This is a genomic window from Carnobacterium funditum DSM 5970 (genome assembly GCF_000744185.1).
Lineage (GTDB): Bacteria > Bacillota > Bacilli > Lactobacillales > Carnobacteriaceae > Carnobacterium_A > Carnobacterium_A funditum.
On record NZ_JQLL01000001.1, the window covers coordinates 1381215 to 1395923 of the forward strand.

The window sequence follows — 14709 nt, forward strand, 5'->3', positions numbered from 1 at the left end:
ATAGGTCTTTCTTTTAACTTTATCCTATTTAAATCTTAAAACACTCTTCACCTTAAAAGAAAACGCCACTCTTCCAAAAAATCCTTAATAATAAATCTAGCAAAAAAAAAAGCCATTAAACACTTGTTTATATGACTTTTCATCCCTCCAAAGGTTGAAGTAAATCCTCTTCTTTAAAAGACCATTCTCGCTGATTTCTGTCGTAACGGACGGTGCCAAGTAAATCTTTTTTTGAGAATGTTTGATTCATACCTCTCAAGCGATCTTCAACTAGAAAAACCGGAATTTCACAAGTATCATGTTGATTTTGCATTTGAATAAACGAAAATAAAACACCTTCTCTTAAGAAAGGAATCAATTCTTTAATTACCTCATCCGGAATGGGTTCAATTTTAGTTTCTTTTTGAAAAAATTTTTTCTTCTCATTGCACTTTATTTCTAATGATTTTGTTAAACTATCACTCAAAAAACCGTAAAACTGTTCTAAATAACGAAAATATATTTTTTTGAAATTATCAGTCATGGATAAGTAGATGTAGTTGTTTTGCAATTTGTAATAAAAAGGAGAATGTAAGTGGGTACGTGCATGGGCAACATACAATAATTCAGAAATTTCGACTGGTGTAACTTGTCTTAATAGTTCAACACTTTCAAAATCTATCCATTTAAGAGTACGACTAGTATTTTTATCTATGTTATCTTCTAAATAGTCACGAACTTTTTCTACCCCACAAATCATCTGAAAACCGGTATGCGGATCAAATTCTCCTATATCTTTTGAGGCATTCAACAATAGAATGTTTTCAGGTACTTTCTTTATGATTTCATCATAGTTTTTAAACGTAATGCCTTTACTTAAAACAGAATTTGTTACACCATCTAGATGAACATAAATATAATCCGAAATCACTAGGTACCCCTCCTTCTCAATTTTCTCTACATTCTATTGTACTATGCTTTCTATTTTTTATCTGTATCAATTCAATGATATTCTCATTACAAGAGAATCATGCAAGCGTTCTATTACTACATTCTGGTAACAACTGTTTTTTTACATTTTTTCTAACCGCTCAATTCTCGATTCTGTTGAGGGATGTGTTGACATAAATGACTGTTTCTCTTTATTCTTAAAAGGATTTTCTATATATAATGCGGCGCTAGTTGGATCTGCTTTTTCCATTGGAGGACTAGTGGATATTTTTTTTAACGCGGAGATTAACCCGTAAGGATTCCGTGTCAATTCTATTGCTGAAGCATCAGCTAGGTATTCTCTGTTCCTTGATAAAGCTAATTGCGCCATTGTCGCTGCTAGTGGAGCAAGTACGAGAAGCATAATAGAAATCACCATTAAAATAAGGCCATTATTGTCATTTTTACTACTTCTCCGTCGTCCTCCACCAAACCATAACATGCGGGTTCCGATATTAGCCAATAATGCGACCACAGCTGTTAAAGCTAACGCAATAGTAGATAAACGGATATCAAAATTACGAATATGAGATATCTCATGAGCTATTACGCCTTCGATTTCTTCGCGGTTCAATCTTTCCATCAGTCCAGTTGTCACGGCAACTGACGCCTTATCTGGGGAATTACCTGAAGCGAACGCATTAGGACTTTGGTCATCAATGACATAAATTTTAGGCATCGGGACTCTAGCAACTAAGGAAAGTTCTTCTACTACATTCCATAAGAGCGGATAGTCTTGCTTTTGCGTAAGCTCTTTTCCTTTGTTCAACTTCATTACTACTTTTGTTGAATTAGCAACCATCAAAGCCATATACATTAAAGCAATAACCGCAGCCATAATCACCCCGTTTACAGCGCTATTAAAATTCAAATAGCCCACTGCCCCCCCAATAACTAATACCAAAAGAAAAAAACCAAGCATTAATACGACTGTTTTACGCTTATTCTGTTCAATCTGTTCAAATAGCACTGTCTACCCACCTTCTTTCACTGTATCTAAATCTAAGCACGGCTTAAAAAAATAGTGAATAAGCCATGCAATAAATTAAAAAAATTTAGAAAGCTGCCTAAACAGAAAAATAAATAACAGTCTGCAACCAAAATTGCACTCATTTGCAGAATTCCTTTACCTTTTCACACTCCATCATTTAAATATCGCTTCCTTATCTGTTTAAATTATCTTCATTTCTCTATCTTAAAAAGAAACTTTCGGCACATTTTTCTCTTCGACAGGCGTTTCTAATAAGGCTTCTGATTTAAATCCATGCATATTGGCTACGATATTACTTGGGAAGGATTGCAACTTGATATTAAACGTTGCCACACTGGAATTATATAATTGGCGAGCATAAGCAATTTTATTTTCTGTAGAAGTTAATTCTTCTTGTAACTGAATAAAATTTTGATTAGCTTTTAAATCTGGGTAACTTTCACTTAACGCAAATATGGTCTTTAACGTGTCCGATAACTGATTAGAGATTTGCATTTGCTCTTCGCGATTTTCTGTTGGCACTTGTGTCAACTGATTACGCATTTGGATAACTTTTTCAAAGGTTTCTTGTTCATGCTTAGCATATCCTTTGACTGTCTCTACTAGGTTTGGAATCAAATCATTACGTCTTTTTAATTGAACATCTATCTGGCTCCAAGCTTCCTTAACCCACATTCTCGCTTTAACCAAGTTATTGTAAATCGCAATATATGAAATTAAAAATATGACTATGATTATCCCCAATGTTATCCCTATCATAAGCTATACACCTTCCTAGTCTTTTATTTCATCGTATCAAACAAACTACAAAAAAGCACGTAATATAGCAGCTTTTCCATAAAAAAAAAGCTCTAAAATCAGAGCTTTTGAAAATAATTTTATTCTTCGGCTGCGTTTGCATCTGCCAAACCATATTTTTTGTTGAAACGGTCGACACGTCCGTCTGCTTGTGTAAATTTTTGACGACCAGTATAGAATGGATGTGAATCAGATGTTGTTTCAACACGGATTAACGGATAAGTGTTGCCATCTTCCCACTCAACTGTTTCACTTGAATGTTTTGTAGAACCAGACAAGAATTTAAATCCTGTAGTAGTATCCATAAATACAACTTCTTTATAAGTTGGATGAATTTCTTTTTTCATGTGCTCTCGCTCCTTTGCCCTGATACATTTGCTGAACCAGAGTTCTTTTTATTTTTATTTAACAGTAGAATATTACCACGTCTATTGCCTTATTGCAATATATTCTCGATACTTTTAATCGTCCATTTCTTATCTACGTATATTGCGATTATTTTTTGGTTGGTTGAAGGTTTTCTCTGAAAAACTTTCGAAGAACTGTTGGTTATTTCCAGAATTACGCAAAGCTTTAATAAATTGATCGGTTAGTTCTAACGAATCACTTATCATTGCATGACGAAGTTTCCATATCTCATCCAGATGAATCTTGTTTAAGAGTAGCTCTTCTTTTCGTGTACTTGATTTCTTAACATCGATAGCTGGGAATATGCGACGTTCTGATAGCTCTCTTGATAAATGTAGTTCTGAATTCCCTGTCCCTTTAAATTCTTCATAGATAATGTCATCCATACGACTACCTGTTTCAACTAAAGCTGTTGCCAGAATGGTTAAACTACCGCCTTCTTCGATGTTTCTTGCTGCTCCAAAAAACTTTTTAGGACGATAGAGAGCTGCGGGATCGATACCACCACTTAAGGTTCTTCCACTTGCAGGAATAACCAGGTTATACGCACGAGCTAAACGAGTAATACTATCCATCAAGATAATAACATCTTGTTTATCTTCCACTAAACGCATGGCTCTTTCCAAAACCAATTCAGCAACACGTACATGATTTTGAGGTTGTTGATCAAAGGTCGATGAAACAACTTCACCTTTTACACTGCGTTCTATATCCGTTACTTCTTCTGGGCGTTCGTCGATTAGTAAAACAATTAGTTCAGCCTCCGGATAGTTTTCAGCAATACCGTTCGCGATTGCTTTTAATAATGTCGTTTTCCCAGCTTTTGGGGGCGCAACAATTAAACCACGCTGTCCAAATCCAACCGGCGCGACAATATCAATCATACGAGTAGAAATTTTAGCTGGCTCTGTTTCTAGCTTAATCTGACGATCAGGATAAAGTGGGGTTAATGCAGGAAAATGTGATCGCTCTTTAGCATCTTCTGGATTGCTCCCATTTACTTTACTTACATGCATCAGACCATAGTACCGTTCAGACGGCTTTGGTGGCCTAGCTTTTCCCGTCACTTTATCGCCATTACGCAATCCAAACCGCTTAATTTGAGAAGCAGAAATATAAATATCTTCTTTACTGGATGTATAATTGATGGGCCTTAAAAATCCAAAGTCTTGTTGTGCCATAACATCTAATACGCCTTCAGCCATAAAAAAGCCTTGCTTTTCTTCTTGTGCTCGTATGACCGACAAAGATAATTCTTTTTTATTCATTTGGCTATAATAAGGAATTTTCAATTCTTTAGCATAGGTATAAATTTCTTTTAACGTTTTTTCTTCTAGTTGTTCAACTGTTAATATTTCACTCATATATTTTCGACCCCTACATTATAGTTTCTTCAACTTCTATCATTTTAACGTCAGCACCCAAATCAGTCAATTTTTCAATAATATGATCATAGCCCCGCAAAATATTTTCTACACCTGTAATTGTGGTTGTTCCTTCAGCCATTAACCCCGCTATCACTAAACATGCTCCCGCTCTTAAGTCACTTGCTTCGACTTCTACCCCTTTTAACTTACAAGGTCCTTCCAGAAGTATCAAATCACCTTCTACACGTGCCCGCGCACCCATTCGAACCAATTCAGGAATGTGTTTTACACGTTTAGCATAAATCGTATCTAATATGGTTGATTCTCCTACTGTTTTCAGTATCAAAGGTGTCAGAGGTTGTTGCAAGTCGGTAGCAAACCCTGGGTAGGGAAGTGTTTTTACGTTAATGGGTTTTAATGGCAGCTGAGCTTCTTTCACGCGAATGCTATCTTCTCCGATTATCATTGGAATTCCCATTTCTTCCATTTTTGCTACTAGTCCTTCTAGATGTTCGACAATAACATTTTGGACAGTAATATCTGTACCGATCGCTCCAGCTAAAGCTAAGTAAGTTCCTGCTTCAATTCTATCGGGTATAACCGTGTGTCTACAGCCATGAAGTTCGCTAACTCCTTCGATACGAAGAGTATCTGTTCCTGCTCCACGTACCTTTGCACCCATATTATTCAACAATGTTGCTACATCAATAATTTCAGGTTCGCGAGCTGCATTCTCAATAATAGTTGTTCCTTTTGCTTTAACAGCAGCAAGCATCACATTGAGCGTTGCTCCAATAGAAACGACATCTAGATAAATACGGCTACCTTCCAAACCTTCTGTAGGCGTTCTAAGATACATGGCTCCCAACTCATTTTCAACGATTGCTCCTAATGCTCGAAATCCTTTTAAATGTTGGTCAATCGGACGAGGCCCCAAAAAACAACCGCCTGGCAAGCCAACGACTCCTTGTCCATATTTAGTTAGTAATGCACCCATGAAATAATAAGATGCCCGTAAACTCTGTATTTTCCCAGTTGGCATTGGGATAGAAATCATTTCTGTTGGGTCTATAACTAGTGTTGAACCATCAAAATCAGTTTTAACATGCATGATGTTTAAAATCTCAATTAGTGAATGCACATCTTGAATATCTGGCACTCCTTCTAAAGTAACTGGAGAATCAGCTAGAATTGAAGCTGGAATTAGAGCAACAGCACTATTTTTAGCCCCGTTGATTGTAACTGTTCCAGCAAGCTTCTTTCCTCCGTTAATAACCATTTTTTTCATTATTATACCCTCACTTTATCATTTTAACGATTTGCTACATTTTAGTTTATTTTAATTGGCACTTATTTTATATGCATACTCCTCTTACCGTTTTCTATGGTAGGGACAATTAACTTATATTCTTAAATAATTTAGATTTATTTTTAAATCTAAATTTTACTCCTGTTGCTACATATACGAAATATCCGATTTGCACCAGTTACTGTCACTATTTAGCTTCGCTATGTCGATAACCAAGTTCTCAAAATAAATTACTTTAATAAGATACAACTTTGTCTTTTTTCTTAGACACTGATTCATGTTACTATACTATTGGCTAATATACAATTATTATTGCATTTTGTAATAATCTACCTATCTAAAAAGCACAATCATTTATTGCGAAATCATAAAAAAAAAGCATACCAACAATCATTAGAGATTGTTGGTGTGCTTTTTTTTTTGACCTATTAAAGATTCAAATTAAGCTTTGTTTGATGAACCAAAGCGTTGCATAGTTGATTTAACTGTAGCAATAATTCTTTCTTTACCTGGTGCAATAACTTTACGAGGATCGTAAACTTTATCGTCAGTAGCTAATTTTTCACGAACACCTGCAGTCCAAACTTGTTGTAGCTCAGTGTTCACGTTAATTTTAGAATGTCCGTTTGCAATAGCTTTTTTGATTTGGAATTCAGGAATTCCAGATCCGCCATGCAATACTAAAGGAGCGTGCGTTAAATCAGAAATTTCTTTCATTTCGTCGAATCCTAAAACAGGTTCACCTTCGTAGTCACCATGAACAGAACCTAAAGCTGCTGCTAAAGCATCTATTTTTGCTTCTTTAACCATACGCAAGCATTCTTGAGGGTCAGCATATTGAACTCCACCAGTAACGCCATCTTCAGTTCCGCCAACTGTTCCTACTTCAGCTTCTACAGAAGCACCTTTTGAATGAGCATATTCAACAACTTTTTTAGTTGCAGTAATATTTTCATCAATTGGGAACGCTGAGTTATCAATCATTACAGATGAATAACCAGCTTCAATAGCTGTTTTACAGTTTTCAAATGAAGAACCGTGGTCTAAGTGTAATGCAACAGGAACAGTAATGTTCATTGTTTCCATTAACGCATTAGTCATTGCAGCAACAACTGATGGGCCACCCATGTATTTTCCAGCGCCTTCAGATACTCCTAAAATTACTGGAGAGTTTTCTGCTTGTGCTGCTTCTAAAACTGCTTGTGTCCACTCAAGGTTGTTGATGTTGAATTGACCTACAGCATATTTACCTTCTAATGCCTTATTTAACATATCTGTCATACTAACTAAACGACTCATATATTTTCCTCCTTAAGGAAAGGTTTTATTTGTCAAGGTCTTCCCTTGACCAACATTTTTATTATAGCAAACAAAATGAACAATTTCTATACTTAAACTACCAATTCTCACTATTAAGTAAGAAAACAAGGTAATCTTAGTGTTGGTTTTTTAATGATGCCTTAATAAATCCTGAAAATAACTTTTGTGGACGATTTGGACGTGAAAGGAATTCTGGATGGAATTGACAAGCCACATAGAATGGGTGGTCAGATAATTCAACAATCTCAACTAAACGATTATCAGGTGAAACTCCAGAGAATACCATACCCTTATCTTCCAATATTGTGCGGTACTCGTTGTTAAACTCATAACGATGACGGTGACGCTCTTGGACAACTTCTACGTTATCATAATTTTGAGCTGCAACAGAACCAGTTTTTAGCTTACAAGGGTACAAACCAAGACGCAATGTGCCCCCCATTTCTACTACATCTTTTTGATCGCTCATTAAGTCAATAATGTTATGTGGCGTTTTCGGATCTGTTTCAGTGGAGTGAGCTTTATCAAGGCCAACTACATTCCGAGCGAACTCAACGCAAGCCAATTGCATCCCTAAACAGATACCAAAGAAAGGGACCGTATTTTCGCGAGCATATTGAATCGCTGCAATTTTACCTTCTAATCCACGATCGCCAAAGCCACCAGGAACTAAAATGCCATCTGCATCTTTCAACAAATCTGCAGCATTTGAAGTGGTTACTTCATCTGCATTGATCCAATCTATTTCAATTTCTGAATCTTCTGCATAACCAGCATGATTTAAAGATTCCACTACCGACAAGTATGCGTCAGGCAATTCAACATATTTACCTACTAATGCAATTTTTGTTTTTTTAGATAAGTTCAATACTTTTTCTTCTAACTTAATCCATTCTGTCATATCAGCAGGAGGTGCATCAATTTTCAAATGATCACATACAATTTGATCCATACCTTGTTTTTGTAAATTCAAAGGAATTGAATACAACGTGTCCACATCTAATGATTCAATAACAGCTTCAGAAGCTACATCACAAAAAGAAGCTAGCTTATTTTTCATACTCTGTGAAACTGGCCGTTCACTACGCACAACCAGAATATTCGGTTGAATACCCAATCCTCTTAATTCTTTAACACTGTGTTGAGTCGGTTTTGTTTTCATTTCACCAGCGGCTCCAAGATAAGGAATTAAGGTTGTATGAATATACATTACGTTATCGGTTCCAACATCTCGCTTCATTTGACGCAAGGCTTCTAAAAAGGGTAAAGATTCAATATCTCCAACTGTTCCACCCACTTCAGTAATCACAATATCAGAATCCGTTGTTTGACCAGCACGCATTATTTTTTCTTTGATTTCATTTGTAATATGTGGGATAACTTGAACTGTTGCCCCTAGGTATTCTCCCTTACGTTCTTTGCGAATAACTTCTGAGTAAACTTTTCCAGTGGTCACATTCGAATAGCGGTTCAAATTAATATCAATAAATCTTTCGTAGTGTCCTAAGTCAAGATCTGTTTCTGCGCCATCATCTGTTACGAAAACTTCTCCATGTTGGTAAGGACTCATTGTTCCTGGATCTACATTAATATAAGGATCAAATTTTTGAATCGTTACTTTTAACCCACGGTTTTTCAACAATCTTCCCAATGAAGCTGCCGCAATGCCTTTACCTATTGAAGAAACCACTCCACCTGTTACAAAAATGTACTTTGTCATTTAATTGAACTCCTTTTTAATGAAATTGGGTAGTCAAACAAATAAAACAAAGCCCCCTATTCCGTTAAGAATAGGGAGCTGATAAATTACTTTTAGTCCTTGTCCCTTAAAAAAACGCCAAGGGAGCCCAATAAACATGATACAGCCTTAAACAATCATCGTCAAGGTTTTTGTAGCTTTTTTTATCTTTTCCAGGCATTCTTTCAAGTCATTCACACATTCTTAATAAAGTCGCTTGGATTAATACTATTTCTCATCATCCGATTCTTCTTCATCATCTTCAATAACCGTCAAATCACCTTCAACACCATCAGGCAACTCGTCTTCTTCATCTTCATCTTTATCTGCACCAATTTCAGTTAGGTCTTTTTTATATTTCCCAATATCTTCTTTGTCTTCAGCTTCAATCACAACGCCTTCGCTATCGACAAGGATTTCTTCTTCCTCTTCTTCGTCATCGTCTTCTGGATCATCGTTGCTGTAGTCAATTTCATCTTCACTTGAAACAAACGCACTTACTTTTTTACGTTTTTTACGTCTTGGCGCTTCATCTTCGTTTCCTTGAGTAACTTCTTCATCAATAAAGTCAATCGGGTACCATGAACGTAATCCCCAACGATTTTCTCCAAGCGAAATAAAGCTGCCGTTAATATTCAAATCCGTATAAAATTGTGACGTATTGCGTTTTAATTTTTCGGCACTAAATCCTAAATAGTCTTTGACTTCTTTTAATAATGTCTCAAAATCTGATATTTCGCCTTTTTGTTCTAAAATGGCATGAGCGACTTCTATCATTGATAATTCGTTTTTATTTTGTCCTTCAAATCTTTCAAATTCCACGAAAGCCACGTCCTTTCAACAGTCTATTCTTTATACTACTATATTTAGACAGTAAAAAGCAATTGTAATTTGTGTTCTCCAAGTTTTTCTTGTCCAAGGTATAAATCGTATTCTAGTTGTAATTCACCTGAAAAAGGTTGTTCTCTATAACTAATCTGTAATTCATGCGTTACTGTTTCCATCGTGATGACCCCTTGTGGAGTTTGATAGCTTGTTTTGTAACGTTCCCCTTGTTCAAATCTCATCCGAGTAGTTGTTTCTCCTCTACGGATAAGCGTGACAGCACCTGTTGCATCCAATTTAAATGTAACCGGAATTTCTATCTCATCATATGTTTCTTGGTAACGGATGTAATACGATCCGTTCATGTAAACAACTTTCCCCATTTCATTAAATACAAAACTTTCAGTAGATCCCCCTTGTGAGACAGTCGTTTTTATTTCTACTTTAGCTGGCATACCTTTACTTAAATCCATTGTCACTAGAATCAACCCTTCTATTCATATATTGATTTTCTTCCCATTCGTTAATTTAATGTCCTTTTATTTATCCATCAATTCATACGCTGCTTTCAAAATATCCTCTTCTTGAGGAATCGCAGCATGTTCCAGATTTTTTTGATAGGGAATAGGTATCGATTTCCCTCCCAGTCGTTTGATAGGTTTTTTTAACGCATAAAAAGCACTACTTTCAACTACAATACTGGCTATCTCACCACCGAACCCACTTCGTTTTACAGCCTCATGAACGATTAGAAGTCTTCCGGTCTTTTGGACAGACTTCAAAATGGTTTCTGTGTCTAAAGGGACCAATGTGCGAGGATCTATAACTTCTAAGAAGATTCCTTCTGATGCTAATTGCTTGGCAACAGCTAAGCTTTTATGAACCATGATTCCTGTTGCAACCACCGTGATATGTTGACCTTCACATTTTATATCTGCCACTCCTAAAGGAATAATATATTTTCCTTTAGGAACCTCACTAGTTGTTTGATAACATAATTTGTGTTCATAAAACATAATAGGATTATTGTCTTCAATCGCAGCATGCAACAATCCTTTAGCATCATAGGCAGTTGAAGGTTGGACAACTTTCAATCCAGGAATGTGAGCTGTCCAATTTTCCAAACTTTGAGAATGTTGAGCCGCGTGCCCGGTTCCCGATCCAGCTGCTGTTCGCATGACTAATGGTACAGAAACTTTTCCCCCATACATATAATGAATCTTTGCTGCTTGGTTTACTAGCTGATCTAAAGCAATCGTGATAAAATCGGAAAATTGAATCTCAATAATTGGCCGCATGCCTGTCATAGCTGATCCAACCGCTGCTCCCGCCAATGCACTTTCTGAAATAGGTGTGTTCCGAATCCGTTCGGCTCCGTATTTTTGGATCAGTCCTTTAGTAGCGCCAAAGCCTCCACCATAAAACGCAATGTCTTCGCCCATCAGAAATATCCGCTCATCTTTTGCCAACGCTTCGTCTAATGCTTCGTTAATTGCTGCTAAATATGTTATTTCTCGCATTTATATCCTCCTTATTCAGCATAGACATTGGTTTCCAAGTCGGCTAACGTCGCATCTTCCATTTTTTCAGCAAGCAGAGTAGCCAATTGAACTTTTTTTCTACTTTCTTCTTTCCATAGATTTAACTCTTTTTTTGAAACTAACTTTGTTGCTAACAATTGTTTTTCTGCTAATAAGATAGGATCTCTTAATTGCCATTGTTTCTCTTCTTCTTTAGAACGGTACTCTCGCTTATCTGATTTCGAATGACCTTTAGAACGATACGTTAACGCTTCAATTAATGTTGGACCTCCTCCGTTCTGTGCTTTTTCAATCGCTGCAGACGTCGCGTTAACGACTTCCAACCAATTATTGCCGTCAATTGTTTTCCCTTCAAAACCATAACTTTCTGCTCGCTTTGACAAAAAAGGGATATTGACCATTTGTTTGATAGGACTGCTCATACCGTATTGGTTATTTTCAATAAAGAAAATAACCGGCAAGCTCCAAATAGAAGCTAAGTTTAAAGACTCATGAAAACTCCCCTCGTTAGTAGAGCCGTCACCTGCATAGCACATCACAACTGCAGATTTTTTTTTCATTTGAGCAGTTAATGCAGCACCAACTGCAATTGGGTAACCCCCACCAACAATCCCATTCGATCCTAGATTTCCCGTGTCGCTATCAGCAATGTGCATACTACCGCCTTTTCCGTGATTTGTACCGCCTTTTTTCCCAAATAGCTCTGCCATCATTGCAGACATATCTGCACCTTTAGCAATCGTATTTGCATGTCCTCTATGGGTTGTCGTCATAAAATCCGTTGCTTGCAATAAATAACCACTTCCAACCGCTGTTGCTTCCTGCCCAATAGACAGATGAGTTGTGCCATGTATTTTCCCTGCTGCGAATAATTCTTCTACCTGTTCATCAAAAAAGCGAATTTGCCACATCAGTCGATACATTTCTTCAAAATCATTCATTGTTAAACCCGCTTGATTAGGTAAGCATGATTCCATTACGTTCACCACTTTTCCCTCTTTATATTTAGCGTTCTTAGTGTGTCTTAGTATAGCCTTTTTGATGCAATTGGGTCAATCCATCCAGATAGTTTCTAATCAGATTTATTTGTTTTACCCTCACTTGCCTTACTTCTATAGGAGTCTCTATTAAATTTTGTTATACTAACAGCATGAACCAATAAGAATCTTAATAAAGGAAGTAATAGAATGACTGCATTGCAAAAAAAAGACTTTTTAACGAACCAAGCTTATGCTATTTATGATGCGGCTACAATGCCTTTTAAAAATCAAACGATTTCTCATTTTGCCTTATCAGATAGTTTAACAACCATTATCGGAAAGCAACAAAAACAAGCAGCTATTCATTTTTGGAGTACGAGTGATATCGTTATTCTGGGTATGATGGATACCAAGTTGCCTCATCTTGCAGACGGATTAGCTGTTCTTAAAGCACAAAAAAAGCCGTACATCGTCCGTAATTCGGGTGGGTTAGCTGTTGCAAGTGATACTGGTGTGCTAAATTTTTCACTCATTTTCCCAGAAGAACTAACGAATCGTATCACGATTAATGAGGGCTACGACTTTATGTTTCGCTTGATTAATGACACGTTTAAAGAACACGAAAAGACAATTGAAGCTTATGAAATCTCAGATTCTTATTGTCCAGGAGACTTTGATTTGAGTATCAATGGTAAAAAAATAGCAGGGATAGCTCAACGACGGTTAAAAAATGGCGTAGCGATTATGATCTATCTAAGCGTGACTGGAGATCAAAAGCAGCGTGCTCGGATGTTACAAGATTTTTATACAGCTGGGTTACAAGAAGAGCAGGTAAAATGGCACTTTCCAAAAATAAATCCTGATGTGATGGGTACGTTAGAAGAATTGCTTGGAGTTCACTTAACTGTTCAAGATGTAAAAGAAAAAATCATTCAAACATTGCGTAATCGTCACTGTACAATTGAACCTGGTGAATACACACCAGAAGTTTTGCGTCTTTATGAAGACAACAAACAGAAAATGATTAACCGTAACTTACAGATGCTAAAAGAATATGCTCAAAAGGAGTTGTTAACATGACCCTTAATTACAATGCTGAAAAAATATTGCCTATTGAACAAGTTTTCCGCGATCCTGTTCATGACTACATCCATATCCAACATCAGCTTATTTTAGATTTAATTGATACACGCGAGTTCCAACGTCTACGTCGGATCAAACAACTAGGAACATCTTCCTTCACTTTCCATGGAGCTGAACATTCTCGCTTTACACACTCGCTAGGTGTTTATGAAATTGCTCGGAGAATTTGCGACAAGTTTGCTCGTAACTATCCTGAAAAAACTCCTGGGGATGGCGGTTGGGATGATTCAGAGCGTCTGGTTGTCTTGTGTGCTGCCTTGCTACATGATATCGGACACGGACCGTATTCTCATACTTTTGAACGTATTTTTAAAACCGATCACGAAGCTATCACCGTTGAGATAATCCTGTCTCCTGAGACCGAAATCAATCAATTATTAAAAGCGGTAGCCAGTGACTTTCCTGCTAAAGTAGCAAGCGTTATCCAAAAAACGTATCCTAACCCACAAGTCGTCCAATTGATCTCTAGTCAAATTGATGCAGATCGAATGGATTATTTGTTACGAGATGCCTATTTTACCGGTGTCAATTACGGGACGTTTGATTTAACTAGAATTTTACGTGTTATCCGCCCTTATAGTCAGGGAATTGCTTTCCAAATGTCGGGTATGCATGCAGTAGAAGACTATATTGTCAGCCGTTATCAGATGTATATGCAAATTTATTTCCATCCCGTTTCTCGAAGCATGGAAGTTATTCTTGATCACTTATTAAAACGCGCTAAGGAATTGTATCAAAATCCAGAAATGCCTGAACATTGCCAAACAGATTTATTAATTCCTTTTTTTAATCAAACCTCTACCTTGGAAGATTATTTAAAGTTGGATGATGGCGTTCTAGGTACTTATTTCACACTATGGAGAGATGAAAAAGATCCCATATTGAGTGATCTAGCTACACGTTTCCTTGACCGTAAGCCATTTAAATCAGTGCATTTCATAGATAAACAAGATCAACCTATTCTAGAAAAATTGACCGCTCTTATTCGAGAAGCTGGTTACGACACAGAGTACTATACAGCTATCAACAATAGTTATGATCTTCCTTATGATTTTTATCGTCCTAACCAACTCACTAACCGAACGCAGATTGAGCTTATGTATCCAGATGGCTCTTTTATCGAACTTTCAAAAGCTAGTGAAATCGTGTCTTCTTTAGCAGGGAAAATGCGCGGTGACGAACGGTTCTATTTTCCAAAAGAATTTTTAAAACCTAAAACCTTTAAAGAAATCACTTTATTTGAGCCTATTTACCAAGAATTCAAACGTTACATCAAAAACGATGCAATCATTCAACCCACAAAAATATTGGAGGAATAAT

At 36.7% G+C, this 14709-nt stretch carries 14 protein-coding genes; 2 read left to right on the forward strand and 12 right to left on the reverse strand.

Translation table 11 applies throughout. The annotated features are described in order from the left end of the window. Nucleotides 1-139: 139 nt before the first annotated feature. The 12 genes from BR44_RS06410 to BR44_RS06465 form a co-directional block, all read right to left on the reverse strand. The gene (locus BR44_RS06410) at nt 140-910 is read right to left on the reverse strand and encodes a hypothetical protein (RefSeq protein WP_034551345.1); all 771 of its coding nucleotides are present in this window, start codon (nt 908-910) and stop codon (nt 140-142) included. Between the two features lie 141 nt (nt 911-1051). Then, a complete protein-coding gene (gene htpX / locus BR44_RS06415; protein ID WP_034551346.1) occupies nt 1052-1939 on the reverse strand; it encodes a zinc metalloprotease HtpX in 888 nt (295 codons plus the stop codon). A 225-nt stretch (nt 1940-2164) separates the two neighbouring features. Then, nucleotides 2165-2719 (reverse strand): LemA family protein, encoded by a 555-nt coding sequence (locus tag BR44_RS06420; RefSeq protein ID WP_034551348.1) that lies wholly within the window; start codon nt 2717-2719, stop codon nt 2165-2167. 119 nt (nt 2720-2838) lie between these two features. Then, on the reverse strand, nt 2839-3105 hold the full coding sequence (locus BR44_RS06425) for a type B 50S ribosomal protein L31 (protein WP_034551350.1): 267 nt from the start codon (nt 3103-3105) through the stop codon (nt 2839-2841). 129 nt (nt 3106-3234) lie between these two features. Next, on the reverse strand, nt 3235-4530 hold the full coding sequence (gene rho / locus BR44_RS06430) for a transcription termination factor Rho (protein ID WP_034551351.1): 1296 nt from the start codon (nt 4528-4530) through the stop codon (nt 3235-3237). Between the two features lie 13 nt (nt 4531-4543). After that, complete coding sequence (locus BR44_RS06435) at nt 4544-5821, reverse strand: UDP-N-acetylglucosamine 1-carboxyvinyltransferase (protein ID WP_034551353.1); 1278 nt, start codon at nt 5819-5821, stop codon at nt 4544-4546. Nucleotides 5822-6283: 462 nt separating this feature from the next. Next, nucleotides 6284-7141, reverse strand: coding sequence for a class II fructose-1,6-bisphosphate aldolase (fba, locus tag BR44_RS06440; RefSeq protein WP_034551355.1), 858 nt, complete (start codon nt 7139-7141; stop codon nt 6284-6286). A 136-nt stretch (nt 7142-7277) separates the two neighbouring features. Beyond that, nucleotides 7278-8882, reverse strand: coding sequence for a CTP synthase (locus BR44_RS06445; RefSeq protein WP_034551357.1), 1605 nt, complete (start codon nt 8880-8882; stop codon nt 7278-7280). Nucleotides 8883-9128: 246 nt separating this feature from the next. Continuing rightward, nucleotides 9129-9722 (reverse strand): DNA-directed RNA polymerase subunit delta, encoded by a 594-nt coding sequence (gene rpoE / locus BR44_RS06450; RefSeq protein WP_034551359.1) that lies wholly within the window; start codon nt 9720-9722, stop codon nt 9129-9131. A 44-nt stretch (nt 9723-9766) separates the two neighbouring features. After that, nucleotides 9767-10198, reverse strand: coding sequence for a YwiB family protein (locus BR44_RS06455; RefSeq protein WP_034553048.1), 432 nt, complete (start codon nt 10196-10198; stop codon nt 9767-9769). A gap of 66 nt (nt 10199-10264) precedes the next feature. Next, a complete protein-coding gene (locus BR44_RS06460; protein ID WP_034551361.1) occupies nt 10265-11245 on the reverse strand; it encodes an alpha-ketoacid dehydrogenase subunit beta in 981 nt (326 codons plus the stop codon). An 11-nt stretch (nt 11246-11256) separates the two neighbouring features. Then, nucleotides 11257-12243, reverse strand: a complete 987-nt coding sequence (locus BR44_RS06465; protein ID WP_034553051.1) for a thiamine pyrophosphate-dependent dehydrogenase E1 component subunit alpha — start codon at nt 12241-12243, stop codon at nt 11257-11259. A 210-nt stretch (nt 12244-12453) separates the two neighbouring features. On the opposite strand from BR44_RS06465, the gene BR44_RS06470 reads away from it, so the two are divergent. Together BR44_RS06470 and BR44_RS06475 are read left to right on the forward strand one after the other, a co-directional pair. After that, nucleotides 12454-13326 carry a lipoate--protein ligase family protein gene (locus tag BR44_RS06470; protein ID WP_034551363.1) on the forward strand — a complete coding sequence of 291 codons (873 nt, stop codon included), beginning with the start codon at nt 12454-12456 and terminating at the stop codon, nt 13324-13326. After that, complete coding sequence (locus BR44_RS06475; protein ID WP_034551365.1) at nt 13323-14708, forward strand: HD domain-containing protein; 1386 nt, start codon at nt 13323-13325, stop codon at nt 14706-14708. Before BR44_RS06470 ends, BR44_RS06475 begins: the two co-directional genes overlap by 4 nt. The last annotated feature ends 1 nt before the right edge of the window (nt 14709 follow it).

What these genes read in the sequence shown, in the direction of transcription:
- BR44_RS06420 (WP_034551348.1), bottom strand. Translation starts at nt 2,719, where the DNA reads ATGATAGGGATAACATTGGGGATAATCATAGTCATATTTTTAATTTCA.
- BR44_RS06425 (WP_034551350.1), bottom strand. Translation starts at nt 3,105, where the DNA reads ATGAAAAAAGAAATTCATCCAACTTATAAAGAAGTTGTATTTATGGAT.
- rho (WP_034551351.1), bottom strand. Translation starts at nt 4,530, where the DNA reads ATGAGTGAAATATTAACAGTTGAACAACTAGAAGAAAAAACGTTAAAA.
- BR44_RS06435 (WP_034551353.1), bottom strand. Translation starts at nt 5,821, where the DNA reads ATGAAAAAAATGGTTATTAACGGAGGAAAGAAGCTTGCTGGAACAGTT.
- fba (WP_034551355.1), bottom strand. Translation starts at nt 7,141, where the DNA reads ATGAGTCGTTTAGTTAGTATGACAGATATGTTAAATAAGGCATTAGAA.
- BR44_RS06445 (WP_034551357.1), bottom strand. Translation starts at nt 8,882, where the DNA reads ATGACAAAGTACATTTTTGTAACAGGTGGAGTGGTTTCTTCAATAGGT.
- BR44_RS06455 (WP_034553048.1), bottom strand. Translation starts at nt 10,198, where the DNA reads ATGGATTTAAGTAAAGGTATGCCAGCTAAAGTAGAAATAAAAACGACT.
- BR44_RS06460 (WP_034551361.1), bottom strand. Translation starts at nt 11,245, where the DNA reads ATGCGAGAAATAACATATTTAGCAGCAATTAACGAAGCATTAGACGAA.
- BR44_RS06465 (WP_034553051.1), bottom strand. Translation starts at nt 12,243, where the DNA reads ATGGAATCATGCTTACCTAATCAAGCGGGTTTAACAATGAATGATTTT.
- BR44_RS06470 (WP_034551363.1), top strand. Translation starts at nt 12,454, where the DNA reads ATGACTGCATTGCAAAAAAAAGACTTTTTAACGAACCAAGCTTATGCT.
- BR44_RS06475 (WP_034551365.1), top strand. Translation starts at nt 13,323, where the DNA reads ATGACCCTTAATTACAATGCTGAAAAAATATTGCCTATTGAACAAGTT.